Raw genomic sequence first — 25,451 nt, forward strand, 5'->3', positions numbered from 1 at the left:
ACTTCCGATAAACTTCATACGGGAGTCAGACAATCATTATAGGAGGGTCAAGTCAATGGGAATTAGAAAGATGCTGGCAATGATTATGGTTATATCGCTGATGATGGCGGTGGCGGTCGGGTGCGCATCCAATGCGAAAGAATCCGGCAGCGCAGCCGATCCGGCACCGGCGAACACGGGAGGGGAACCGGCTGAGGGCACCAAGCTTGATCCGGTGACGCTGAAGATTGTGATGCCAGGGGACCGTCCGGCGGATATGGACCTCATTATCAAAGAAGCCGAGAAAAGAATGGCGGATACGCTTAACGTCAAGCTGGATATCGTATTCGTGCCGTTCTCCGATCTTGCCCAGAAAACACAGGTTATGCTGGCGTCCGGGGAGAATGTCGACCTGATCTTTGATGCGCCGTGGCTTCATATGGAGCAGATGGTCAGTGCCGGTTATTATGAACCGCTGGAAGATCTGCTGGCCAAATACGGTCAGGACGCTGTAAAGGTCAGATCCCAGCAGATGTTTGATGCGAACAAGTTTCAAGGCCAAATTTATGCCCTGCCCCTTGGCAACACGCATCTGGCAGGAAGAACGTATGTGGTCCGCAAGGATCTGCGAGAAAAGTATGGCTTGCCGCCCATTAAAACCTATGATGATCTGATTAAATTTGCTTACAAGGTAAAAGAGAACGAGAAGGATGTTATTCCGCTTCTCGCATATGGCCAGCCTGGACAGAAGGATGTTTCCTGGGGCGCGTTCAGAGCCTTCACGGAATACGATCCCCAATTCCTGAGATCGGACGCTTTGGGCCAAAGCCTTGTCCTGTATTACAAAAACAACGACGGCAAAGTCTACAACCTGTTTGACCAAATGGAGCCGCGAATCTGGTCCTGGATTGAAGAAGCCAGAAAGCTGTATCAGGATGGGCTGATTCACCCGGATATTCTCGCACTGAAGGATATTGACTCCGTCATTAATTCCGGTAAAGTGGCGGTGGCTGTCTATAATGAATTCGGCGTGCCGTCCAGTCTGGGCAGCGCTGTAGCCCAGAACGTTCCGGGCGCAGAATTGGAAGCGGTAACGTTCATTAAAATGGAAAAGGGCCAAAACATCACCAACTTCAAGCAAGCGAACTTCCAGGCGATCCCGAAAGTCAGCAAAAACAAGGAACGCGCGATGATGTTCCTGAACTGGACCGCACAGAAGGAAAATTATGATCTCCTGGCTTACGGAATCGAAGGTACGCACTATGAAACGGTTGGCGAAGATCAATACAAGCAGATCGGATCGAACTATTCCTATTTCCCGTACGCCTGGATCTGGAATCCGACGATGGACCGTCTGAATGCCGGGTTTGATGAGGATACGCTCAAGCACTATGAATTCAACAAAAATGCCGATAACTTGACCTCCAGCATTTTGACCGGCTTCTCGTTTGATCCGGGACCGGTTATGAATGAAATTTCCTTGTACAATGCCGTTGAGGACAAATATTATAATGCCTTGTTCGACGGCGTTCTTGATCCGACCGAGCAGTGGAACAAGCTGAAAAGCGAAGGCGAAGGCTACGCCAAGAAAATCCAGGTTGAGCTGCAAAAACAAATTGATGCGTTCCTGGCCAAGAAGTAAATAAGGATTCATCCTGTTGCACCAGGCAAGCCGGAGAGGAGGTGATGATTGATCGCGCTTGCCCGGTGCAATTTTTTATGAGGATTGGTTGGAATCACAAATCGCTTTTCATTATCGAAGGAGGAGTCTGAAATGAATCATGATTTACTTTTTCGGAAGAAATGCAAACGCTTACCTGAATGGAGGTTGATTAGAAGATGGCAGTAAGGAGCAAGAAGCTCATAAGTTTGTTTCTGGTTCTGCTGATTTCACTGGGCAATTTGCCCGTCCTGCATGCAGACGAGGACGATGAAGTGCAGCTGGTCAATTTATTGGCAGCGGACATGGATACTCATTTTGACAGCGGTGTCAGTCCCTTTACACAGGATGCAAGCACAAGCGGGGGGGCGCAGCAAATTGTCCAGGTTAACGGCAACAACGCCCTCGAGATCAGGGACGCTTCGCTCGGCACGAATGCGGCAAGCAGCTTCTATTACCAGTTGAACAGCGGCAGCCTCAAGGACCGCATTAATGCCATCTATAATATGCCGGCAGGCAGTTCCCCGGTCGAGTTTGTTTTTGAATACAAGGTCAGGCGGAGCGCAGCCAGCGACAAGGTGGTAGACAAGGATGTTTATGCCTATCTTCAGTTCGGCAACTTCGACAATAACCTGATTCCCCGTTTCCCGGCAGGCACACCGAGCATCACGGGGACGGCAGCTTATCTCAACACGGTGCCGGATACACTGCAGACGGTTAATGATGCCGATCTTCCCGGATACCGGTTTCAAGTCATACCGAATGGCGGGCAGCGCAGCATTACGAATATCAGGTTGGGGTTCACCGCCCGCGTCAATAACAACGGGACGGATGAAGCCTATATCGTCGACGATCTGGCGGTGTATGAAGTCAATACGGGACCGGCGCAGGATACCGAAGCGCCGACAGCGCCTGCAGGTTTGGCGTCAACCGGGAAGACGGATACTGACGTCAGCCTGTCCTGGACGGCTTCGACAGACAATGTGGCGGTTACCCGCTACGACATTTATCAGGATGGTATTCTGGCATCCTCTGTAGGCGGTGCCACGACTGCTGATACCGTAGTCGGATTGACGCCGAATACGGCCTATGATTTTACCGTAAAGGCAAGAGACGGACTGGGAAATTTGTCAGATGCAAGCAACGGGGTCACAGTGACGACGGATCCATCGGCAAACGGACTGCCTGAGCCGTTCGGCGACCGGGATATCGGCACGGTTGCGGTTCCAGGCGGCGCAAGCTACGACGAGGAGACCGGCACGTTCACCGTTCAGGGCTCCGGCAGCGACATCTACGGAACGGCGGATGCATTCCATTATGTGTACCGGCCTTGGACGGGCGACGGCCAGATCGTTGCGCGCGTTGCAAGCATCGGCAATTCGGTGGCTTGGACGAAGGCCGGCATTATGATCCGCGGGAACATATCGGCACAATCGCCCTATGCCATGATGGCTGTAACGCCATTGAACGGGGTTAATTTCCAGGATCGCCTGCAAGCCGGGGGAGCTTCGACCCTGACGGCAGGAATGAGAGCGCCGGCGCCGGCCTGGGTGAAGCTGGCGCGTGTGGGCAATGTGATCAGCGCTTACGAGTCGACTGACGGAGCAATCTGGACGCTGGTTAAGAAAGAGACGATTAACCTGCCGAATACCGTCTACTTCGGGCTTGCTCTTACAAGCCACGAGAATTCCCGGCTAAGCACGGCTGGTTTTGACGGGGTTACAATCGGCGAGGTTCCGCCTGAGGAAAGCAACTATTCGCCTTACCCCGGCACAATTGACAGCAGGAAGCAATGGCTGTGGGATAAGACGAAAGCGGTTTCCGAAATGGGGGGCCTGCCTCTGAATATTGCCCAGTATGTTGCGCAGATTCTGGATGGGCAGAATGTAGCGGGCAACCTCCAGAAGCTGGACAATATGTACCAGACCTATGACTGGGAGCAGTATAAAACCGTCTCCAAAATGTATGCCTATCTGATGGTGGGCGATCTGTTCAGCAGCACGATGCTGGAGCATGTAAAATGGTATTTCTCCCAATATGCCTATACCAAGCTGTCGCAGACCGAGAACCTGCGGATGAGCAATTATACGGCGGGCTATCTGGTAGGCCAGTATTTTCCGGATCTGGTCGACTTGAACGGCAACTCCGGAGCTGCTCTGAAAAGCATGAACAGGGCGAATATTGAGGAAATGATCGAAGCTGCCGTACATGAAGGCTGGGCTGAATATGAAAGCGCCGAATACACCTTCATGACCTATTTCTGTCTGAATGCCATCTATCAGTATACGGATGAGCCGGACTTGAAGCAGAAGGTCAAAATGGCCATGGATGTCATGTGGTTCGAGTGGGCAAATGACTGGACGGACGGCAATATCATCTCCACTACAAGCCGGGCAAAAGGGGACAGCGTTACGGCGAACGGCCCGTCATGGAGAGGGGCGGACCACACCGCTTTATCCTGGGCGTATTTTGGCCAGCACCGCGCACAGCAGGGAATAGGCGATTCCGATGCCATGGTTCCGGCGGCCTATCGTCCATATCTGGAGTATCTGGGCATGGTGGTTTATCGCGGAATGGATTACACGCCGCCGGAAATGGCTCTGCGGATCGGGCAGTCCACGCACAAGGACTACTCTTCCCGCAAGACCAATCTGCAGAATTCAAGCGGCAATAATTTGAAGACCTACCGTCAGGCTTTGGTGAAACCCGACTGGGGCCTTTCCACCGAGGTGACATACAACCGGGTCGATAACTGGATTGAGGATCTTCCTATGGTTCTGCGCTGGAAATCGGATTCGCCTGCCTCTGTTTTCAGAGTGAATGCCGATCAGGGCGACCTCCCGATAGGAAATTATGATCAGCCAGCCAATCACCGCGTCATGCAGGATGGCAAAGCTGCCGTGGGCGTGTATAAATTATTGAACAGCCCAACCATGAATTATGTGAATGCGATGTTCCCGGATACCGGTTCGATTAAAAGCAGGCAGGAGCAATCAGGATGGATATTCAGCGATACGGGTCCCATGTATTTTGCCTTCAAAATGGTGAAGCCGTACTCCTGGTATTACCAGACGCCTACCGACCCGGCGAATAAAGTCAAAACAACAGCGAGGCTGCATCCGACCAATCAATTGAGCTACAGCTACAATATTCTTCGCAGTCAGGCTGACACGAACGGCTGGATTATCCAAACCGCGGACGTTTCCGAGTATGCCGACTTGAACAGCTTCAAGAACGCCGTTCTGAGCAATACGACAGTGGACGCCACCCATATCAATGACGCAAACCCGCGTCTTATCTATACCAGCCTGAGCGGGGATGCCATGGATATTACCTTTGATCAGGGGGCGGCTGCATATACCGGCACACACAAAATCAACAATACACCGATCGATTACGCTTCATTCAAGCTATTCGATACGCCTTGGCTGCAGCAGGACCAGAACTCGGATATCTTTACCGCCTCTCAGGGCGGCGAGGTATGGACCTATAACTTCGCCAACTGGACGACCACCAAGACTGGGGTTCCCGTGGCTGTTCCAAACAACAGCTTTGAGAATGGCGCAGCAAGTCCCGATAACTGGACGGCAGGCACATTAAGCGGAACACCCGTCCTGACCAAGGACACGGTAACCTCCCGAACTTATGGAAGCTCTGTGAAAATCAGCAGCGCAAATGCTGCAGACAATGGCAGCTGGAGTCTGTCAGGCAGCAATATGATTAATGTTGATCCGGGAGCGGCCTATACGCTCCGGGCATGGGCCAAGACCGATAGCGTCAACCAGACCGACGGGGCGACTGCGGACATCACCTACTATAAGAGCGACGGGACGACTGTCACCGGCAGCACGTATTCATCAAGCAGCTTGAGAGGAACAAGCAGCTGGACACAAATCGTGGTAACCGCTGCGGCGCCTGCCGACGCGGCCAGGATCAGTCTTGGCTTGAGCCTGAAAGGAACGGGAACGGTCTGGTTTGATGATGCGGAGCTGATAACACAAGCCAATATTCCAGTAACCGGCATAACTCTCAACAAGGAGACGCTCTCCATGGGATCAGGCACAAGCACGAATCTGACGGCTCTATTTGCGCCTGCGGACGCATCGAATCAAACAGTGAGCTGGAGCTCGGACAATCCGGCGGTCGCCACCGTTGACCCGACCGGCAAAGTATCGGCAATCGCGCCGGGAACGGCTGTAATTACGGCTGTGACGGCAGATGGCGGCTTCACGGCAGCCAGCATCGTAACAGTCACGCTGCAGCCTCTGTATGAGGACGTCTTTGCCGGCGGACTGGGCAATTGGGACTTGTTCGGCACGACCGCCTGGCAGGTGCAAAATGGGGAATTGAGCGGAACGACGACGGCGGGCTCCCCTCAGCGTGCAGTAGTGAAGTCATCCGTGCTTCCTTATTCCTCCCAGAACTACAGCCTGAATTATAAAGCCAAGGGAGACCGCTACCGGACGATGTTCCGTTATACGTCAGGCACTAGCTATTACTTCCTGGAATTCAAAAATACGAAGGAAGTAGAGATGTGGAAATATCCAAATTCATCGACTCCTGCGCAGGTTGGAGCTTTGGTGGACATCAGTGCGGCCATACCGGGCTTCGATCTGAACGTCTGGCATGATTATACCCTCGAAGTCGACGGAAATGTATTCAATCTCTTGATCGACGGCGCCCTGGCGGCTGCCTTCACGGACTCCGATGTAACGCTCGGCGGAGTCGGCTTCTCCATCAAAAGCGTAGGGCCAGCCGTTACGGTGAATATCGATGACGTGAAAGTGAATCCAATCAGCTAGCACAGCTTTAATAGTCCGGTGATTGACTGGCGGAGCAGGCGGAAAGTCTGGAGAAGCGAAGCGCTCGCCTTTGTACCCCGAATTTAACAGATAGCGGTGCAAAGTGATCAACGGTATCTATTGTTGATCGCTTTGCACCAGCGGTATCCAAATTAAAAAAATTCAGGGTGCAACAGCGATCGAAAGACGTTTTCGCATGCGCAGCCAACATGTTTCACCGGACTAATAAAGCAAAGCCCGATCGCGCAGTGCGGCGGTCGGGCTTTGCTTTTCCATGGCCTTCAGCCATTTAGCAGTCCAATGCGACTTTTCCCGGGTATAATTGTACTTTGCTCCGGTTTTCCACTCCTTAGATATCAAGTAAGCTTACTGATGTAAGCACTTTCTTGAAGGAAAGTGGATAGAGAGAGAAGGATCGGAGGAGGGAAAGATGGAACTGGCAACTGCTGTAACTGCCAAGAAGAAAGGAGAGGCGCCTCTCAAGAGGCAGCTGAGAAGGATATGGAAGTTCAAATTGCTTTATATCCTGCTGCTGCCCGCTTTTGTATGGGTTTTCATATTTGATTACCTTCCCCTTTACGGGATTAGCATCGCCTTTATGGATTACAACGTGATTCAAGGCTTCTCCGGAAGCGAGTGGGCGGGGCTGAAATATTTCCGGATGCTCTTCGAATCCGAGATGTTCCGCAATGCCTTCGTGAACACCCTGCTCATCAGTCTGTACAAGATGATAAGCGGATTCATTTGTCCGATTTTGCTGGCGCTTTCACTGAACGAAATCCGGGCCAGATGGTTCAAGAAGACTTTGCAGACCGCCGTTTATTTGCCAAGATTCGTGTCATGGGTTGTGTATGGAGGCATCATCACCGTACTTCTCTCGCCTGAAACGGGAGTCATCAACAAGATCATTGAATGGTTCGGCGGGGAGCCGGCCTATCTGCTTGTTGAACCCGGTTACTTCCGGACCATTCTCGTCGTCACGGATGCGATGAAAGAGATGGGCTGGGCCGCTATCATCTACATGGCTGCGATTGCCGGGCTTAACCCGGAGGTTTATGAAGCGGCTATTGTGGACGGTGCGACGAGGTTTCAACGAATCATCCATGTCACCCTGCCGGGAATTACGGGGACCATCGTAGTCATCTTCATCCTGAGAGTCGGATACATCATGAGCGCAGGGCTGGATCAGGTTATCAATCTGTACAACCCGATGGTATTCGAAGTGGGGGATATCCTCGATACCTATATTTACCGGGTTGGTATTGAACAGTTCAACCTCAGTCTGGCGGCAGCGGCAGATGTCATCAAAGGCGTTATCGGCCTTGCAATGGTGCTCATTGCCAATCATCTTGCCAAGCGGATCAATGATTCCGGCATTTTCTAAAGAAGGGGAAGCGGACTATGAAGCTCACGAGAGGCGAGACCGCCTTCGTCACAACCAACTATATCGTTCTCACCATCTTGACCTTGATCATTATTATTCCATTCTGGTACGTCCTGACCGTATCGATTACGCCTTATCATATCTTCAGTGAAAAGGACGGACTGATCCTGTTTCCGACTTCGATCAGCTTCGAATATTACGAGTACCTGCTAAGCAAAGGATCCCTGATTTACGGCGCTTACGGAATCACTCTCCGCAACACGCTGGGCGGCGTCCTGCTGGCTTTGCTTCTCACCGCTACCGCGGCCTATGCGCTGGCGGACAAGAAGCTGCCCGGACGGCGGATCATTATTTTGTTCTTTGTATTCACCATGCTGTTCAAGGGCGGGATGATTCCCACCTATCTGACCATCAAAAATCTGGGGCTGCTCAACTCCGATTACGTTCTCATTCTCGTCATGGCCTACAGCGCCTTCAATATGATCATTATGAAATCATTTTTCGAGGGCATTCCCGAGAGCTTGAAGGAGTCCGCCTCCATTGACGGGGCTTCTGAATTCAGAATCCTGTGGCAGATTGTGCTCCCGCTTTCGATGCCGGTTATCGCTTCCGTCGGACTGCTTTACCTGGTGACCTACTGGAACGATTTCTTCAATGCTCTGCTGTATGTCACGGATTGGCACAAAGCGCCGGTACAGCTCGTGCTGCGGACCATAATCGCAAGCTCCAGTCTTCCGCCGGAGCTGCTCGAAGCGGCAGGCTCCAAACCGCCGCCAACAATCGGCATCCAGATGGCCGCCATCATTATCGTCGCTCTGCCAATGGTGATCATCTACCCGTTCATCCAGAAATATTTTGAACAGGGTATGCTGATCGGCTCGGTCAAAGGGTAGACGAAAGATCGTCCATAACCATCGGTTTACACCTAAAAGACGCATGCTCAAAAAGTGAATTCACCTATGACAGGGTTGGACTTTTCGAACGGCTTCTCCAGGGTAAATATAGATCAGATATTTTGAAGGGGGATTATCGCTCATGTCAAAGCAGAAGAAAAAATGGTCATTCGGAGTACTTGCAGCCGTAATGATCGGAACTCTGGCAATTTCAGGGTGCGGCAGCAACAATAACGGGGCAAATGGAGGAACGAATGATCAGCCGGCCAATACAACAACATCGGCGGCAGCAGCGGAAACCACAGATACACCGGAAGCCACAGCGGATTCACAGCCTTACGAGCTCAAATGGCTGAAAGGCCAGGATATTTCCCTGCCGTACGACCCATCGAAGGATGTTATCAAGCAAGCGATCGAGAAGAAGCTTAATATCAAAATTATTCCTGAAATGGTGGATGTTCAGCAGTATAAAACCAAGCTGAATCTGAAAATGTCCAGCGGCGACATTCCGGATGTCACCCGTATCGATTTTGCCGATGACTTCCAAAAATATGCGCAGCAGGGCGCTTTTGTCGACCTTACCGATATGATCAACCCTACGGATACGCCGAATATTTTGAAGGAAGTGCCGATGGAAATTTTCGAGCAGGCGAAAGTAAACGGCAAGATCTACGGGATTCCTTATCAAGGAGGACCGGGCGCGGGCTACCGTTGGGATCTGGCCATGCGTACCGATTATCTGAAAGAAGCAGGCGCCACTGTGCCGAAAACGCTTGATGAGTATTACAATCTGCTTAAGAAAATTAAAGAGGCAAAACCGGATGTAACTCCGCTTGGAGGCTATACGGCTCAGATCGGGCAGCAGAAATATGCCAACAACTCCTTTGACAATATTTTTGGCGCATTCAGCGTAACACCTGGATATTTCACCGAGCAGGATGGCAAGTTCAGCAATTATGATATTGATCCAAGAATGAGGGAAGCGCTGTTATTCCTGCAAAAAATGTATGCGGAAGGCCTGATTGACAAGGAGTTCGCAACCATCAAGGAAGAGCAGCTGCGTGCGAAGCTGTACAGCGGCAAGCTGTTCTCCTACATGGGCTGGTGGTCAACGCCAAATGATTACGATATGCAGATCGAGACGAACGAGCTGATTAAAAGCGGCAAGCTGGCTGCAGACGGCAAGCTGGAAAACCAGGCCGAGCAGCCATTCAAGTATCTAACGCTGACTGGATCGCTTGTCGGGGCAGATGGCAAGGCGGTTGCACCATCTGGCGCTCCTTTCTCTCAAATGAGCGCGATCAGCGCGAAGACCAAGGATCCGAAGAAAGTGCTGTCCATTATTGAAGAATCCTTGTCCCCGGAAAATCAGATGCTGACCGTCTGGGGAATCGAAGGCGAGGATTACACGATTATAGATGGCAAGATGAAAAACGTAACGGTAACCGAACTGGTAGATCCCAAGACACAGCAGGATAAGAATGGCAATTTCCGGGGCGCACAAGCCTACACCTTCGCACCTGGATTAAACGGCTGGCCGCGTTATCTGGAGTCTCTCCCGCTTCGCTTCTCCGAGGCGCTGGGTGTAGCAATCAACAATCCTTACCAGATCACGGACGCATCCAACTATCTGGATTCACCTACGAAAATCGCCAAGCTGGTTGAACTGAACACGATGCGCGACGCTGTATTTACGCAAATCATCATGGGCGGCGACATCAAGAAATTCGATGAATTCGTGGAAAAATGGAAATCCCAGGGCGGTACGCAAATTCTTGCAGAGCTCGAGGAATCCTTCAAGAAGAAATCGGGCAAGTAAGTCGGCTAGTCTTTTAAGCCCCGGTGAGGAAGAGTGGCTGCGCATGCGCAAACGTCTTCCAATCGCTGTTGTACCCCTGAATTTTTGAATTTGGATATCTTTAAATGGTAAATTCGGGGTACAAAGGTTGTAAGTGTAGGCTTCCGAAGCAGCTTTCTTACGAAAGCTTTCAGCTTACGCTTCTCCAGACTATTTCCGCCTGCTCCGCCGGTTCATCACCGAACTTTTAAAAACCCCCGCCAATACAGTTGAACTGTATTGGCGGGGGCTATATTGCCATTTTCGGAGGGATTCATGAATGGTCATGAGGGTCAGAAATATAAGCTTATTGTTGATTGCAGTTATGCTGCTGCAGTTGTTTCCCGCACCGGCGGGAGCGCAGAATTCGACAGTGCTGTTTGAGGACAGTTTTACCGGCGGGCTCGGCAAATGGGATATGTTCGGCAGTACGGCCTGGCAGACGCAGGGCAGCGGCGCCGAAGCCCGCATGATCGGCACAACGACATCGACCGGGGCTCCGCAGCGTGCGGTCGTGAAGGCATCTGCGCTGCCATACAGCACACAGGATTATACCTTGTCGTTTGAAGCCCGGTCCGACCGCTTCCGTACGCTGTTCCGGTACAGCTCCAGTACGAATTATTATTTTCTGGAATTCAAAAATGCTAGATCGGTTGAATTCTGGAAGTTTTCCAATTCCTCAACCAATGTGCAGGTAGGAAGCCAATTTGATATCAGGACCGTGCTGCCGAGCTTCGACATGGCGGATTCGCATCAATACGAATTGGAGGTTAACGGTGCCGAATTCAAGCTTGTTATCGACGGGACACCCGTAACCGTTTTCAATGATTCCGATCTCACGGCCGGCGGAGTCGGCTTCTCCCTGAAAAGCGTCAGTGGCGCTGTCAATTTGAGTGTCGGCGATGTGGAGGTCAGAACGATTGCCACTCCGAACACGTTCACTATCAATCATACACCGGTTGCCAGTGTGCCATACAATACGAACCTGCCTGTTTCCTTCACACTGGGGGAGAGCACTTCCTCCGTGACGGCATCGGTCTACTATGGTTACGGGGAGGATGCGCCTGCTCAAGTTATTGAAGCGGAAGAAAATGGAAGCGCTTCTTTTACGGCAGTTATTCCGGGAACGAACCGGGCGGGACTTATCCGCTATTATATTTCCGCGCATGATGAGGACGGCAGCACAGCCCGCTATCCGCTGTCCGGGGAGGCTGCCGTCGTCGTTGATGAGATCCAGCCTTATGTGAATAATTTTGAAGGGGAGACGACCGGTTCCGCTCCCGCAGGCTGGACGACCGGAGGCAATACAAGAGTGATCCAGCTGCCGGACGGCGGCGGCAAAGTCTTTAATCTGAATGGATCGGGCAGCGCCAAGCTGAACCTTCCCATGTACCTGAACGCAGATAATTTCGTCGTCAAATTCAAGGCGAAATATGAACGGACGAGTACGGCGGTACAGAACACATGGCGGTTTCGATTCCGCGCTGTAGACGATATGAACAACAATGCGATGGAATGGGCTACGCATAACTCCAAGTACTTTCTGATGAGAAAGACGACGCTTGGAGGCAACTACTATATCGCCAACCATGTAAAGTCGCTGCTCGACGACTGGCATGATTATGAGCTGCGCATCAGCGGCATCACGCATGAGCTGTTTATTGACGGCGTAGAAGTGGCAAGCGGAGACGATTCCGATCCGCTGGCTTTGCAGAAAGGTTATTTTCAATGGAATGTGGTAGGCGGAATCAATCTGATGATTGACAATTTTTCGATTGATCCGATACCTGCGCCTTATGTATTGGATCTTCAGCCTTCGGGCAATTACGCCGGCATCTACACGCAAGAAGAATCACCGGGACTATCGCTGGCATTGGATGCAGGCGCCAAAGCGCGCGAGTTCCGGATGGATTATACCGTACGCAGGGCAGAAGGAGACAAGGCTGCTGTTGCTTCGGGAACGAAAACCTATAACGTGGCCAAGTATGCGAAGAGTGCGGATGAGTTTCCTTTTGACCCTGCATTGCATGATATTGGCACCTATGAGGTGTCAGCCGAATTTACCGTGGACGGGGTGGCGCAGCCTGACAAAGCGAAAAAAATGCGCCTCGTCGTTGTGAAAAAAGCCGCAGAGGTTCAGGGCCTTGATCTCGACAACGAGAGTAAATTCGGTCTCAATACGCATTATGCGCTCAATTGGAAAGATGATATTATCGACGGTGCGCGCAAGCTTGGTGCCCGTCATCACCGCTCAGGCATTACCTGGGAGGAGGCAGACCGCAATGTGACGGATACGTCGGGAAACAAGGTGTACGATTACACGAATGTCGATGCCAGGCTGGATAAGCTGTTCTCCTACGGATTTAATCAAATTACAGTGCTGGGCATTGACAGAAACCCGTACTATCAGGAAGGTACCGTCAATACGACCGCTGGTCTGAAAGCGATGGGCGATTTCGTTTACAATACCGTCAGCCGTTATAAAGGAAAGATCCGTCAATGGGAGATGCCGAACGAACCCGAGATTTTCACCAAGCCGTATATTCCGGCGGAGTTCGTGCAGATGCAGAAGATCGCGTACCTGAATATGAAAAAGGCGGACCCGGACGCCATGCTGCTCGCCGGTGACCATACCTCCAGCGTGCGCAGCGTGCTGCCGAAGGAATTGGAGCTTGGCTCCTACGACTATGCCGATGCGTATTCCTATCACCCGTATGTTTACAACTCCATGCCGGATGGCAATCTGCAGAGCATGATGGACGGAGTGAAGGATCTTGTCAACGCCTATGGGGGCTGGAAGGACTATTATTTGACAGAGGGAGGCTGGCCGACGGCCAATGCTGGATATCCCTCCGTTACGGAGGAAACCCAGCGGGATTATGTCGTCCGCGCCTTCCTGAATTACCTGATCACAGATCAAGTAAAGGCTTATGAATATTACAACTACAAAAACGATGGCACGGATGACAGGTACTATGATATCTTCTGGGGGATCACGGACAACGACGGCAGACCGAAGCTGGCCTACGCCGCCGTCAATAATCTGATGACCACCCTGGATAAATCGCGTTATATTGGAACCATGGATACCGGGAATCCGGATGTGGCCGTACATGTATTTCTTAATGACGGCGAGCCGGTTATTGTGGCCTGGAAGAAGGTCGACCACAAGGATAATCCAGCCGTCAAGCCGCTGACAAGCGAGATTACGCTTCCTTTCGGAGCAGCGGGACTGCAGGTCAAAGATATTAACGGTATGGAGATTCCGGTAACGGGAGCGGGCGGCAGCGTTCAGCTTACGGTATCCGGCTCACCCGTTTATATTACGGGAGCGCCTGCCGGTTTTGTATTCGACTCAGCGCTAACGCTTCTTCAAGGAAAAGAACAGGAAGCCGCAGCCAGGCTTACGCAGCTGCGGACGCCGGAGAACGCCCAGCTTATCGACGCTGATCTGACAGAACTTGGCCGTATCCGTTCATCTCTTGCGGCAGCTGCTGGGGAGCGCCCGGCTGCGGGATTGGAGCAAGGGATCAAGGATATTTATGCGCTGATGGAACAGATCGCCGGCCAGATCGGTGCCGGATCATTGGAACCGGCTCCCGGCTACGTCGCATTGGAAACGCTGTATAATATGGCGGAAAATGCATCCGTCGCGTTGTCCTACGCCTATGAAGGATCCGGTGCCAATATTCTGGATTATGCTGCAGCAGCGCAAGCCGCGACAGATTCATTCAATGTCAAGAAAGGCGGCTACAATGTTATGCCCGTAACCGCGTCTGCAGTGCTGCGGATGAACCGGTACGGCAGATTGGCGGAAGACGCATTCGCACGGGGAGATTACGCAAACAGCTATGCCTATAATTTGCTGGCCCGGGAATTTGCCGGTGCGGCTGAGGCGATTTCCGCTTCAGAGACGCCCAAATTCATCGGTGTGATGGTGAATGTCGTTCCGACGCAGGCAACTGGAGAAGCGGGTTATGTCAACACATTCAATCTTTCGCTCGTTAACGATACGGATGCTCCCATGCAGGTATCAATAGAGGCGAGGCTGCCGGAAGGCTGGGACGCTGCACAGACCGGTCCAACGCCGGGTGAATGGACGCTTCCTGCGCATGGCTCGCTGGATGTCCCTTATCCTGTGCTCGTACCGGAAGGCACGATCAAGGGAAGATACGATATCGGGTTCGATATCATGCACGAGGGAGCCGTATTCGACACGAAGGATGTTCAGCTCACGGTCGAAGATGGCCTTCAAGTCCGGCTCGTCCCCGTCAAAAAGACGATTCAAGAGCTGGATGTGCTGACGGTACAGCTGACCGGCACCTCATCAGCTGTCAAATCCGGCAAGGTGACCGTTAAAGGTCCGGACGGGGCACTGCTTGCGCCGGTTACGACCGATGCTTTCAGCGGATTGAAGAAGGGCGATGTCATCGGGATGGATTTCCATTGGACGTACCATACGCAAGCCGCGTTCAATGAATATTCAGTGGATCTGCAGGTTGATGAAGCGGCAAGCAGCAAGATGATTTTTCACGATTCGCTCATGCCGGTTGAATTCAACCTGGTACAGCAGGCGTCGGCTGTGACGGTCGACGGCAGTCTGGGCGAATGGCAGGACGCATTTCCGTTCCACCTGCGCACGAAAGCCCAGAATGCGAGCGGATTCCACGATCCCGCCAATCTGGAAGCGACCGCTTACGCCAAGTGGGCGGAGGATGGCCTCTATTTTGCGGTAGCGGTTCGCGATAACGTGCACAAGCAATCCGAGAATGCGGTGAATATGTGGAAGAACGATTCGGTCCAGGTGACCTTGGATCCTCTGGGCAACCGTGAGGCTCCTTACGGAGTCGACGATGTTGAATGGGGCTTTGCCCTGGCGGATGACGGCAGGCTGCTTACGAATATCTTTAACTCGACGCCGCCGAATCCTAGCGGTGAGGTGAGCGGCCAGACTCCCTTCAAAGCGGTTCGTGATGAAGCGGCAGGCAGAACGCTGTATGAGTTCAAGATTCCAGCGGCTCATGTCAAGGACTTGAATCCGAAGCTGGGCGGAAGCATAGGCTTTAACATCGCCATTAACGATGCGGACTTCCAGAACGGAAGAGATAACTTTATCCAATGGACCAACGGGACGGCTGATGCCAAGAACACCTCCTTCTATGACTCGTTTGCTTTCATAGATGACGACTCGCAGATACCGGTTGCCGGCGTTTCTCTGGATTCCACAGAGCTGGCGCTGAAGCCTGGAGAGGAATTCCCGTTATCGGTTATTTTGGAGCCCATGGATGCGGCGAATCAAGCGGTGACATGGAATTCGGATAATGCCGCTGTCGCAGCCGTCGATGCGGCTGGCAAAGTGACGGCGGCAGGACCGGGGACTGCGGTTATTACAGTCACAACGGCTGATGGAGGCTTCTCCGCAGCCTGCGTGGTGACCGTAACTCCTCTAGCGATTGGAGTCACCGGCATTACGCTGAGTCCATCGACACTTTCGTTGGTGCCCGGTATGACCGCTGATTTGACAGCAGCCATCGAACCGGCAGATGCAACGAATCAAACGGTGACGTGGAGCTCGGATAACACGGCGGCCGCAACCGCTGACCCTGCGGGCAAAGTGACGGCAGTAGAGCCGGGAACGGCAGTCATTACGGCAACGACGGCAGATGGTTCCATGACGGCAGTCAGCACCGTTACTGTAACAGCGGAGCCAATCAGCGTAACTGGCATTACCCTTGATCCGGGCACACTGTCACTTACGGCGGGCGGAACCGCAGCGCTGCTTGCAGCGGTGAGTCCGGCGGACGCGACGAACAAGGCGCTGACCTGGTCATCGGACAACGCAGCTGTTGCCATAGTGGACAGCAGCGGAAATGTAACAGCGGTGGGAGCAGGTACCGCCATAATTACGGCAGCAACGCAAGATGGCGGCTTCACTGCAGCCAGCGAAGTAACGGTATCGGAGGCGGCAATGGTCAGCGTCACAGGCGTTACGCTTGATCCGGACACACTGTCACTTACAGTTGGCGGTACCGCAGTGCTGCTTGCAGCGGTGAGTCCGGCGGACGCGACGATCAAGGCGCTAACCTGGTCATCGGACAACGCTGCTGTTGCCGCAGTGGACAGCAGCGGAAATGTAACAGCGGTGGGAGCAGGTACTGCCGTAATTACGGCAACAACGCAGGATGGCGGCTTCACTGCAGCCAGCGAAGTAACGGTGACAGCAGCAGCAGTCAGCGTTACAGGCGTTGCGCTTGATCGAAGCTCGCTGCCGCTCACTGTTGGCGGAACCGGCGTATTGCTTGCAGCGGTCAGTCCAGCGGACGCGGCGAACAAGGCGTTGACCTGGTCGTCGGACAACACGAATGTCGCAGCTGTAGACAGCAGCGGCAATGTGACAGCGGTAGGCGCGGGTACAGCCGTTATTACTGCCGTGACAGCAGATGGCGGTTATACCGCAGCAAGCACGGTAACCGTGACGAATGCTTATATCTACTTTCCGCCGCCAGCGGCAGTTACACCGGTCGAGCCTGCTGCTCCAGCTGCCGGGACTGTAATTGTACCGCCGGAAACGTTCACAAACTTATCTGAAGGCACCGTTACAGTGGAAGTTCCGGCGGATACAACAGCAGTCCAGCTGCCGGCCAATGCCGCCGAGCTGCTGGCGCAGAATAAGCTTGAAGTGAAGACGGATAATCTGGTTCTTGAGATTCCGTCCGAGCTGATCAGGAAGCTGTCCGGTCAGCTCCCGGCGGAGAAGCTGGAGGGCAGTGTAATATCGCTGAAGCTGGAGCTGCTCACGCCGTCTGCGGTGAACGATATTTTGGCAAAAGGGCAGCAGGACCCTAATATGGCGGTCAAGCCGGGCGGCGAAACCTATGAAATAAGCCTTACCATCACAGCTGCCGACGGCACGACCGGGAAGCTCACGCAGTTGGATGAGCCGGTTACGATCAGCCTTAAGGTCGATGATTCCATAAATCCAAGGCTTGCGGGTATTTATTTCATTCCTGATGAAGGCAGGCTCGAGTACATCGGCGGGGAATATGCCGACGGCCGATTAACCGCGCAAATCCATCATCTTAGTAAATATGCGGTTCTGGAAGTAAAGAGAGATTTCTCCGACCTCTCAGCGGGTCATTGGGCTTACAATGTGATTGAAGAGCTTGCCGCAAAACAAATCGTTCAGGGAACAAGCGGCATGTTGTTCGAGCCTGGCCGTCCCATAACGCGCTCCGAATTCACGGCCATGCTGGTCCACGCATTGAAGCTGTCGAAGCAGGGCGAGGTGAAGTTTGCCGACGTAACGGAGGGCGATTGGTATAGAGAGGCGGTTTCCATCGCTTATGAGGCCGGAATTGTCACAGGCAGGAGCGCCGGAACTTTCGATCCGGAAGCCCTTATCACACGGGAAGAAATGGTCACTATGCTGATGAAGGCGCACAAATTGCTTCCAGATGCGGAAGTGACTCCGTCCGTACCAGCGCTGTTCGCGGATAGTTCCGAGATTTCGGCCTGGGCCGCACAATATGTGCAGGAAGCGGCAGAACTCCATTTGATCCGCGGCCGTGCCGAGGGCATATTTGAGCCAAAAGGAATTTCAACGCGTGCGGAAGCCGCACAGGTCTTGTACAATTTAATCAGCCCTTAGGCTGAATTGCCGGAAAGGGTTCTATCAGTCTGATATCCTGCTCGCGCATAAGCCTATCATTAAGCCTCAGCAGGATTTATCGAAGTTTTACAGAAGCCATAGCTATCAGGGAGAGCCCCTCGGACTTGCATGCCGTCTGAAGGGGCTTCTCCCGGCAATGGCCTGATGTCCGGCAGAAGGAGGGGACAATGCTCATCAGGAAACGAATGCGGAGCGGCAGTTCGAGCTTGCTGTCAAAGCTCAGTCTTCCGATCTTTGTACTCATCGTCACCTTCATTGCGCTATTTGCAACAGCGGCGAGCTACATTCTTATACGGGTACAGAACGACCATACCCACAAGATGGCGGAGCAGTCGATGAAATTTGTTTACCGGAATGTATGGTATCAATTCGATACGATGAATAATGTGGCAGCTTTCGTGTCCACGAACCAATCGATTGAAAGCCTGCTGGAAAACAATTATGAGGAATCCTTCGAGGCCGTAGGCGATTTCTTCGCGCTGCAGTCCAATCTTCAAAATCTGTCCCTGCTGTCGCTTCTCAATGATTTCGGTTCCCGCAGAGACGCGCAGCAGTCCTATGTGGTCTCCCTGGCGCTCGATCCGGGCGTCGGACTTTATGAGATGGCGACGGATCACTTCTACCCGGTGACCGGGATATTCAAATCCGGGGATCTGCAAAGCGAGCCATGGTACCGCAGCCTGGGTGAAGGAGAGCAGCGGACCGTCTGGTGGGGTCAGAAGTCAGGCCAGGCCAACGCCGCCATGATTTATTCAGCGAGAAAGAAGAGCAGCATCAAGGACGGGCGCAGCATTGGGACGATAATCATCGGCGCGGATACCGGGAGCATCAAGAGCGTGTTCGATAATGCTCCGCTGGAGAAAGGGTATCATTTGCTGCTGGACGAAAGCGACCGGGTTATCTTCAGCGAGCGTTACGATTTTCTTGAAAATGTAAGCGGTCTTCCATACATGCAGGCATTGACAGGCGCAAGCGGGTCGCTTGTCGCGAAGGTGGACGGGGAAAAGGACCGGGTCATGTTCGAAACGCTGGAGAATGGCTGGAAGCTGCTGACTGTCGTCCCGGAGAGCCATTTCAGCCGGTATACCATTGCGATTTCGGCCATCGGCGCCGCTACCGCTGCTGCTGCGCTGCTTGTTGCAGGCTTCTGGCTCCGCAGAATTGTCGTGCGGGTCACGGTTCCGATCACCAGACTGGTCAGCGCTGTTCAGCGTCCGGAGGTAGTGGAATTCAAAGAACCGCTTCCCAATCAAAATTCGGGGATCTACGAAGTAGATGAGCTCCACCAGAAATTTGCTTCCATGCTAGTGACCATTCACGGTTTGATCGAAAAATCGTTCGTGGAAGAGATGGAGCGCCGCCAGCTCCAGCTGGAGCTGCTGCATGCCCAGATCAACCCTCATTTTCTGTACAATACGCTGGATCTGATCAACTGCCGGGCGATAATGGCGGGAGATGTGGAAGCAAGCCAGATTGTCCGATCCCTCGCCAATGTATTTCGTTACGGCTTGAATCGAGGGCAGGCCTGGATCACCGTGGAGCATGAAATCAGGCAGGTGGAAGCTTATCTTCATATCCAGCAGATGATGATGGATAATCTGCAGGTTGCCGTAAATGTGCCGGACGAGCTTTTATCCGCGACAATCGTGCATCTATGCCTGCAGCCGCTGGCGGAGAACGCCATCATCCATGGATTTGCCGACCAGCCGGCCGATTGCCGGATTGCGATTTCAGCCCGACTGGAAGGAAAAGCGCTCGTACTTCGTGTCGAAGACAACGGAAAGGGCTGCGATGCACAGCGGATGAACCACGCTCTGCTGGAACAGCCAGCCGGTGATGCCGGCGGTAAATTAAGCGAAAGCGGAACCGGATACGGCACCATGAATGTTCATCGGAGAATCCAGCTGCACTGCGGGAAACCGTTTGGTTTGCGTTACGTGGAGGTCAATGAAGGAACCTGCGTCGAAGCTGTTATGCCCTTTCGCCCGGATCTGGTTTTACAATGATAGGAGGCATTGGCATGTTCAAGCTGCTTATTGCGGAGGATGTAAGAACGGTCCGCGAAGCTCTGATCCGTTCCATCCGCTGGGAGGAAATCGGAATCAGGCTGCTCGGCGCCGTGGAGAACGGGGAGGAGGCTCTCATCTGGCTGGAACGGGAGGAGCCGGACCTGCTCCTGACCGATATCGGGATGCCGAGGATGAACGGTCTGGAGCTGATTGAAGCTGTAAAAGCGAGAAAGCCTGATATCCGCTGCATCATCTTGTCCGGATTAAATGAATTTGAGCATGCGAGGCAGGCGATCAAGCTGCAGGTGCTGGAATATATTCTGAAGCCGATCGATCCTGCCGAGATCGAACGGGTGATGTCAATTGCGGTGCAGGAGCTTCGCAAAGAGCGGGAAGAACGCCGGGGAATGGCGCTGGCGGAGCAGGCGGTGAAAGAAACGCTGCCCAATCTCTCGGAGGCGCTGTCTCCCGATGATTGGTCCGGCAGCCTCAAGAAGAAGAAGCTGGTGGAACAGGCAATCCGCTACGTGAAGGAAGGGTATACGCGCAAGGAGCTGGCGCTTTCGGAAGTAGCGGCTGCGGTTGGCTTAAGCGATAAATATTTGAATCTGCTGGTCAAGGAAGTGACCGGCACGACAATCAATCATGCGATTATCCGGCTTCGGATGGAAGAAGCGGCGCGGCTGCTGAAGGACCCCGCGAATAAAATCTACGAAATCTGCGACTGGATCGGCTATGCGGACCAGGATCATTTCCGGGAAACCTTCAAGAAGCAGTACGGCTTGACGCCAACTGAGTACCGCAACAAGTTTTTGTAAGCCTGATGAATCTCTCGTTGCTGCAATCAGTATCGCGTCGGCGGCTGAACCATTTATGAAAAAAAATGGATAAATTAATATTCGTGTGGTCCAGATACGAACTTGAAATGAAAGAATGACTGCATAACAAACAAGAGACCCCCGGTTCTTCAACCAGGGGTCTTGTTTGTTATGCGTGAGGGGACAAGTCTTGATTAAGAACGCTCCAATATGGTTTGGAAAGTAGTCGCATCGCAGGTCTGCACCAGCTTGACGAGCAATTCCTTCGAAGCGGCATAGTCATCGACATGGAGGATCGAAGCTGCGGTATGGATATACCGCGCGCAGACGCCGATGACAGCGGAAGGAATGCCGATTCCCTCCACATGGACTTGACCGGCATCTGTCCCGCCTGCAGAGAAGAAGGGCTGGACGGGGATCCTGTGGGTGGAGGCCGTATCGCGGACGAATTCGAGCATCCCGCGATGCGTAATCATCGTAGGATCGAAGATGCGCAGCAGCGCTCCCGCACCCAGCCGCCCGAACGCCTGGCGGTCGCCTGTCATGTCATTCGCTGCGCTGGCGTCCAGAGCGAAGAACAAATCAGGCTTGATCATCCGAGCAGAAGTTCGCCCACCGCGTATGCCCACTTCCTCCTGCACAGTGGCTCCTGCGTACAGCACATTCGGCAGCTTCGCGCCTTGAAGTTCTTTGAGCAGTTCTATGGCAAGCCCTACGCCGTAACGGTTGTCCCAGGCTTTAGCCATGATCTTCTTCGGATTGGCAAGCGGGGTAAAGGGGCAGACAGGCAGCGCCGGCTGTCCGAGCCGAATGCCGATGTCCTCGGCGCCCTGCCGGTCGTCCGCACCGATATCAATATACATCTGTTTGACATCCAGCGGCTTCCCGCGCGCAGCTTCATTAAGCAGATGGACAGGAGTTGTGCCGATTACGCCGTCAATCGGACCGCGATCAGTGATGACCTGCACACGCTGGGCAGGCAGCACCTGGCTGAACCATCCGCCGAGCGTCTGGAATTTGAGCATCCCGGTGTCCGTGATGCCATTGATAATGAAACCAACCTCGTCCATATGACCGGCTACCATAATGACCGGACCTTCCGAATTGCCGCGGACCACACCGAAAATGCTCCCAAGCCGGTCCTGTACGATCTCATCCGTATATTTCCCCAGCTCCCCCCGCACAAACTCCCTGAGCTCGCGCTCAAAACCGGGAGCGGACGGCATTTCGGTCAGGGTACGGAATAATTCCAATGTGTCCTTATCCATATCAATTCCACCTCGCATTTATTGTTGGGCTATCTTATAACCTTATAGCATTTTTAAGATTCGCGTCTATAAATTTCTATTAGATTGACGGGAAGCAGCCTGCTTCAGCCGCCGGAGTGCAGCGAAGCCGGTTCTTCATTTGCCTTTTATATTGTAAGCAATTGAATAATGCCTATGCAACAGAACCGGTGATGTAGCTTGCAGTTGACCAAGGCAGCAATTGAAGAGAAATGGGTGCTTCGCCATTATGATAAAATGAACAGCAGGAAATATCAGTAAAAGATTGGGGGCAGCAAACGATGAGCAATGGCGGATTATCGAAAGAGCGGCTCGGCCGCATGCGCGGCGTCATGACCGGCTATGTGGAACGGGGCGAACTTCCCGGTATGGTTACGCTTGTCAGCCGGCGGGGAGAGCTTCGTGTCGAAGCAATCGGAATGAAGGGGATCGGGGGCAGCGATCCGATGCGCCGCGACACGATCTTTCGCATCGCCTCGTTGACGAAACCGCTCACAGCTGCAGCAGCCATGATTCTGGTCGAGGAATGCAAGCTCAGGCTGGACGACGCGGTTAATGAATTTCTGCCTGAACTGGCTGACCGCAGGGTTCTCAGGCTGCTGGACGGGCCGGTTGACGATACTGTTCCCGCGAGCAGGCCCATCACCCTGCGTGATCTGCTGACCCTCAGATTGGGAATAGGAGCTGTTATGGCTCCCCCCGGCAGGTACCCGATCCAGAAGGCGATTGCGGAAGCGGGACTTGCTCCGGGGCCCAATCCGATATCCATCGCTCCGGATGAGTGGATGAAGCGTCTTGGCAGCCTGCCGCTGATCCACCAGCCGGGAGAAGCCTGGATGTATCACACCGGATCCGATGTCCTGGGCGTCCTGATATCACGGGCAGCTGGCCGGACGCTGGAAGATTTCACCCGCGAACGCATCTTCGAGCCGCTTGGAATGAAGGATACCGGATTTCATGTGCCGGATAGCGAGCTGGACAGGCTGCCCCCAAGCTACATGACCAATCGTGAAACGGGAGGGCTGATGGTCCATGACGAACCGCAAAGCAGTCTATGGAGGTCGCCGTCCGTCTTTCCATCCGGCGGTGGCGGGCTTGTCTCAACCGCTGACGATTATCTGGCCTTCTGCCGGATGATGCTGAACAAGGGGAGCAGCGGACGTATGCGCATCCTGTCACGCCCATCGGTCGAACTGATGACCATGGATCATCTGACGCCGGAGCAGAAGGCGGAGGCCCATGTTTTTTTGGGCGGCAGCAGCGGTTGGGGTTTTGGTGTCGGCGTCTCTGTCCGGCGCAATGATCTGGCCGGGGTCCCCGGGAGATTCGGCTGGGATGGCAGCACGGGCACATCCGCATATTCGGATCCCAAGGAAGACCTGATAGGGCTCTTGTTGACCCAGCGTTTGATGGATAATCCGGGTCCCCCCAATGCACTCCTCGATTTCTGGACCTCGGCATACCAGGCCATTGACGATTGAGACGGTTTCAAACGGCATGCCTTTTCAAATGCTTCGCCAAACAAGGGGATATCCCGAAAGCTGTAGATATGGCTTTTGGGATATTCCCTTTTAACTTATGGATTGAGGGAAGAATCGAACTCTGCCCTCGCGGCAAATAATTTTACAATACGATATCGCTGGACAGGATAATCGCCATTATTCACGAATAATGACAAAATAGGGTTTTGGATTTTAGCTTTGTTCCGTGTTCAACCTTTCAAACGATGACCAGAATGAGGGGGCAATCCAGAATGGCTGTAACGTTTAACACCATTATAATGAAAGCGGAAGGGAAGAACGCTACCGGAATTCAGGTGCCTGCGGAAGCAGTAGCTGCGCTTGGCAAGAAGATGAAACCGAGTGTTACAGTCAGTTTGAATGGCTATACCTATCGCAGTACTGTCGCGGTTTACGGCAGTGAGTTCTTTCTCCCCTTGAACGTGGTTCACAGGGAAGCGGCGGGAGTAGCTGCCGGCGACAGGGTAGAAGTGACGCTTGAGCTTGATTTGGAGCCTCGGACCGTCGAGGTTCCGCATGATCTCACAGCGGCGCTGTCAGCCCAGACCGGTGCGGTGGAGGTCTTCAATGCTTTGTCGTACTCGAAACGCAAAGAATTTGTCAGGCAGGTGGAGGATGCCAAAACGCAGGAAACCCGTGAACGGCGGATCGCCGGCATTGTTGAGAAAATAATTGTTTCCTGAGATTTGCATATACGATCGCGCGAGCAGAGAGAGGCGAGAAAATGAACCGGCAGACTATCGGGCATGTCGCACAGATCACAAGATATCCGGTAAAATCGATGGCCGGTGAGCATCTGAATCACACGCATATTGCAGCTTACGGATTATATGGCGACCGGAGCCATGCTTTTATTGATGATTCCAAGGAAGGCTGGGACAGGTATTTCACTGCACGGCAGCTCCCCGTTTTGTTGGGATACAAAGCAAGCTTTACAGCAAGCACCGCGCAGGACGAATTTCCTCCATTGCGGATAACCTCGCCTGACGGCCGTGAATTCAGCTGGGATGGGCAATTGCTGCAAGAGATCCAAAGCGCCTCCAGACCCGGATTATCCATGATTCGTCATGAACCGGACAGCCGGGAACTGCTGGCAGTGGACACGGGCGGAATTTTAATCATCACGGACCGCACTCTGCGTAAGCTGGGGAAGCTGCTGGGCAAGGAGCTGGATCCGCGGCGGTTCAGAGCCAATCTGATGATCTCCTTGAATGATGATGACTGCCGGGATGATGCATCCTTGATAGGCAAACGTTTGTCAGTGGGGAGCGCCGTTCTGGAGGTCGCTCAAGAATGCGAGCGTTGTTCCGTGATCACCATTGATCCCGACACTTACGAACGGGAAGTCCGGATTCTAAAGACAGTGAAAGAAGAGATGAACCTGAAATTCGGCGTGTACGCGTCGGTCGTTCAGACTGGCGGGGCAAGCAGAGGCGATAACGGTGTACATTTCAGGGTGAAATTGTCATAAATTCATGCTTTATCAGGATAGCTGATAGAAGTTATAAGATCATTCTTGTTGACCCCGTCTTCCCGCTCTGATAAGTTCAAGAGAGCGAAAATTGCTTCAGATACGATAATAAGAATATCATTG

Annotated in this window: 12 protein-coding genes; 11 read left to right on the plus strand and 1 reads right to left on the minus strand. The window is 53.1% G+C overall.

Annotation, left to right across the window (positions count from 1 at the left end):
• The first annotated feature begins 55 nt into the window (after positions 1-55).
• The 8 genes from ACFOLF_RS33285 (at position 56) to ACFOLF_RS33320 (ending at position 21,051) form a co-directional block, all read left to right on the plus strand.
• Positions 56-1,621, plus strand: a complete 1,566-nt coding sequence (locus ACFOLF_RS33285; protein WP_210043916.1) for an extracellular solute-binding protein — start codon at positions 56-58, stop codon at positions 1,619-1,621.
• 197 nt (positions 1,622-1,818) lie between these two features.
• A complete protein-coding gene (locus ACFOLF_RS33290) occupies positions 1,819-6,441 on the plus strand; it encodes an Ig-like domain-containing protein (RefSeq protein ID WP_210043915.1) in 4,623 nt (1,540 codons plus the stop codon).
• 430 nt (positions 6,442-6,871) lie between these two features.
• Positions 6,872-7,825 (plus strand): ABC transporter permease, encoded by a 954-nt coding sequence (locus ACFOLF_RS33295; protein ID WP_210043914.1) that lies wholly within the window; start codon positions 6,872-6,874, stop codon positions 7,823-7,825.
• 17 nt (positions 7,826-7,842) lie between these two features.
• Complete coding sequence (locus tag ACFOLF_RS33300; protein ID WP_210043913.1) at positions 7,843-8,718, plus strand: carbohydrate ABC transporter permease; 876 nt, start codon at positions 7,843-7,845, stop codon at positions 8,716-8,718.
• Positions 8,719-8,860: 142 nt separating this feature from the next.
• Positions 8,861-10,537, plus strand: a complete 1,677-nt coding sequence (locus ACFOLF_RS33305) for an extracellular solute-binding protein (protein ID WP_210043912.1) — start codon at positions 8,861-8,863, stop codon at positions 10,535-10,537.
• A gap of 298 nt (positions 10,538-10,835) precedes the next feature.
• Positions 10,836-18,203, plus strand: coding sequence for an Ig-like domain-containing protein (locus tag ACFOLF_RS33310; protein ID WP_210043911.1), 7,368 nt, complete (start codon positions 10,836-10,838; stop codon positions 18,201-18,203).
• Between the two features lie 188 nt (positions 18,204-18,391).
• Positions 18,392-20,230, plus strand: a complete 1,839-nt coding sequence (locus tag ACFOLF_RS33315; RefSeq protein ID WP_210043910.1) for a cache domain-containing sensor histidine kinase — start codon at positions 18,392-18,394, stop codon at positions 20,228-20,230.
• Between the two features lie 14 nt (positions 20,231-20,244).
• Positions 20,245-21,051 carry a response regulator transcription factor gene (locus ACFOLF_RS33320; RefSeq protein WP_210043909.1) on the plus strand — a complete coding sequence of 269 codons (807 nt, stop codon included), beginning with the start codon at positions 20,245-20,247 and terminating at the stop codon, positions 21,049-21,051.
• A gap of 194 nt (positions 21,052-21,245) precedes the next feature.
• On the opposite strand, the gene ACFOLF_RS33325 is transcribed toward ACFOLF_RS33320, so the two are convergent.
• Positions 21,246-22,319: a M42 family metallopeptidase gene (locus tag ACFOLF_RS33325; protein ID WP_210043908.1), complete on the minus strand. Its 1,074-nt coding sequence runs from the start codon at positions 22,317-22,319 to the stop codon at positions 21,246-21,248.
• Positions 22,320-22,618: 299 nt separating this feature from the next.
• Between ACFOLF_RS33325 and ACFOLF_RS33330 the strand changes: the two genes are divergently transcribed.
• From ACFOLF_RS33330 to ACFOLF_RS33340, 3 genes are all read left to right on the plus strand, one after another.
• Positions 22,619-23,818 (plus strand): serine hydrolase domain-containing protein, encoded by a 1,200-nt coding sequence (locus ACFOLF_RS33330; RefSeq protein ID WP_210043907.1) that lies wholly within the window; start codon positions 22,619-22,621, stop codon positions 23,816-23,818.
• Between the two features lie 272 nt (positions 23,819-24,090).
• A complete protein-coding gene (locus tag ACFOLF_RS33335; protein WP_210043906.1) occupies positions 24,091-24,540 on the plus strand; it encodes a YdeI/OmpD-associated family protein in 450 nt (149 codons plus the stop codon).
• A gap of 41 nt (positions 24,541-24,581) precedes the next feature.
• Positions 24,582-25,328, plus strand: a complete 747-nt coding sequence (locus ACFOLF_RS33340) for an MOSC domain-containing protein (RefSeq protein WP_210043905.1) — start codon at positions 24,582-24,584, stop codon at positions 25,326-25,328.
• Positions 25,329-25,451: the final 123 nt, after the last annotated feature.

Origin of the sequence: Paenibacillus sepulcri (genome assembly GCF_042647105.1) — a bacterium.
Taxonomy (GTDB): Bacteria; Bacillota; Bacilli; order Paenibacillales; family Paenibacillaceae; genus Paenibacillus_Z; species Paenibacillus_Z sepulcri.

Excerpts from the sequence above, each read along its gene's own strand:
- ACFOLF_RS33285 (WP_210043916.1), top strand. The coding sequence starts at position 56 with ATGGGAATTAGAAAGATGCTGGCAATGATTATGGTTATATCGCTGATG.
- ACFOLF_RS33290 (WP_210043915.1), top strand. The coding sequence starts at position 1,819 with ATGGCAGTAAGGAGCAAGAAGCTCATAAGTTTGTTTCTGGTTCTGCTG.
- ACFOLF_RS33295 (WP_210043914.1), top strand. The coding sequence starts at position 6,872 with ATGGAACTGGCAACTGCTGTAACTGCCAAGAAGAAAGGAGAGGCGCCT.
- ACFOLF_RS33300 (WP_210043913.1), top strand. The coding sequence starts at position 7,843 with ATGAAGCTCACGAGAGGCGAGACCGCCTTCGTCACAACCAACTATATC.
- ACFOLF_RS33305 (WP_210043912.1), top strand. The coding sequence starts at position 8,861 with ATGTCAAAGCAGAAGAAAAAATGGTCATTCGGAGTACTTGCAGCCGTA.
- ACFOLF_RS33310 (WP_210043911.1), top strand. The coding sequence starts at position 10,836 with ATGGTCATGAGGGTCAGAAATATAAGCTTATTGTTGATTGCAGTTATG.
- ACFOLF_RS33315 (WP_210043910.1), top strand. The coding sequence starts at position 18,392 with ATGCTCATCAGGAAACGAATGCGGAGCGGCAGTTCGAGCTTGCTGTCA.
- ACFOLF_RS33320 (WP_210043909.1), top strand. The coding sequence starts at position 20,245 with ATGTTCAAGCTGCTTATTGCGGAGGATGTAAGAACGGTCCGCGAAGCT.
- ACFOLF_RS33325 (WP_210043908.1), bottom strand. The coding sequence starts at position 22,319 with ATGGATAAGGACACATTGGAATTATTCCGTACCCTGACCGAAATGCCG.
- ACFOLF_RS33330 (WP_210043907.1), top strand. The coding sequence starts at position 22,619 with ATGAGCAATGGCGGATTATCGAAAGAGCGGCTCGGCCGCATGCGCGGC.
- ACFOLF_RS33335 (WP_210043906.1), top strand. The coding sequence starts at position 24,091 with ATGGCTGTAACGTTTAACACCATTATAATGAAAGCGGAAGGGAAGAAC.
- ACFOLF_RS33340 (WP_210043905.1), top strand. The coding sequence starts at position 24,582 with ATGAACCGGCAGACTATCGGGCATGTCGCACAGATCACAAGATATCCG.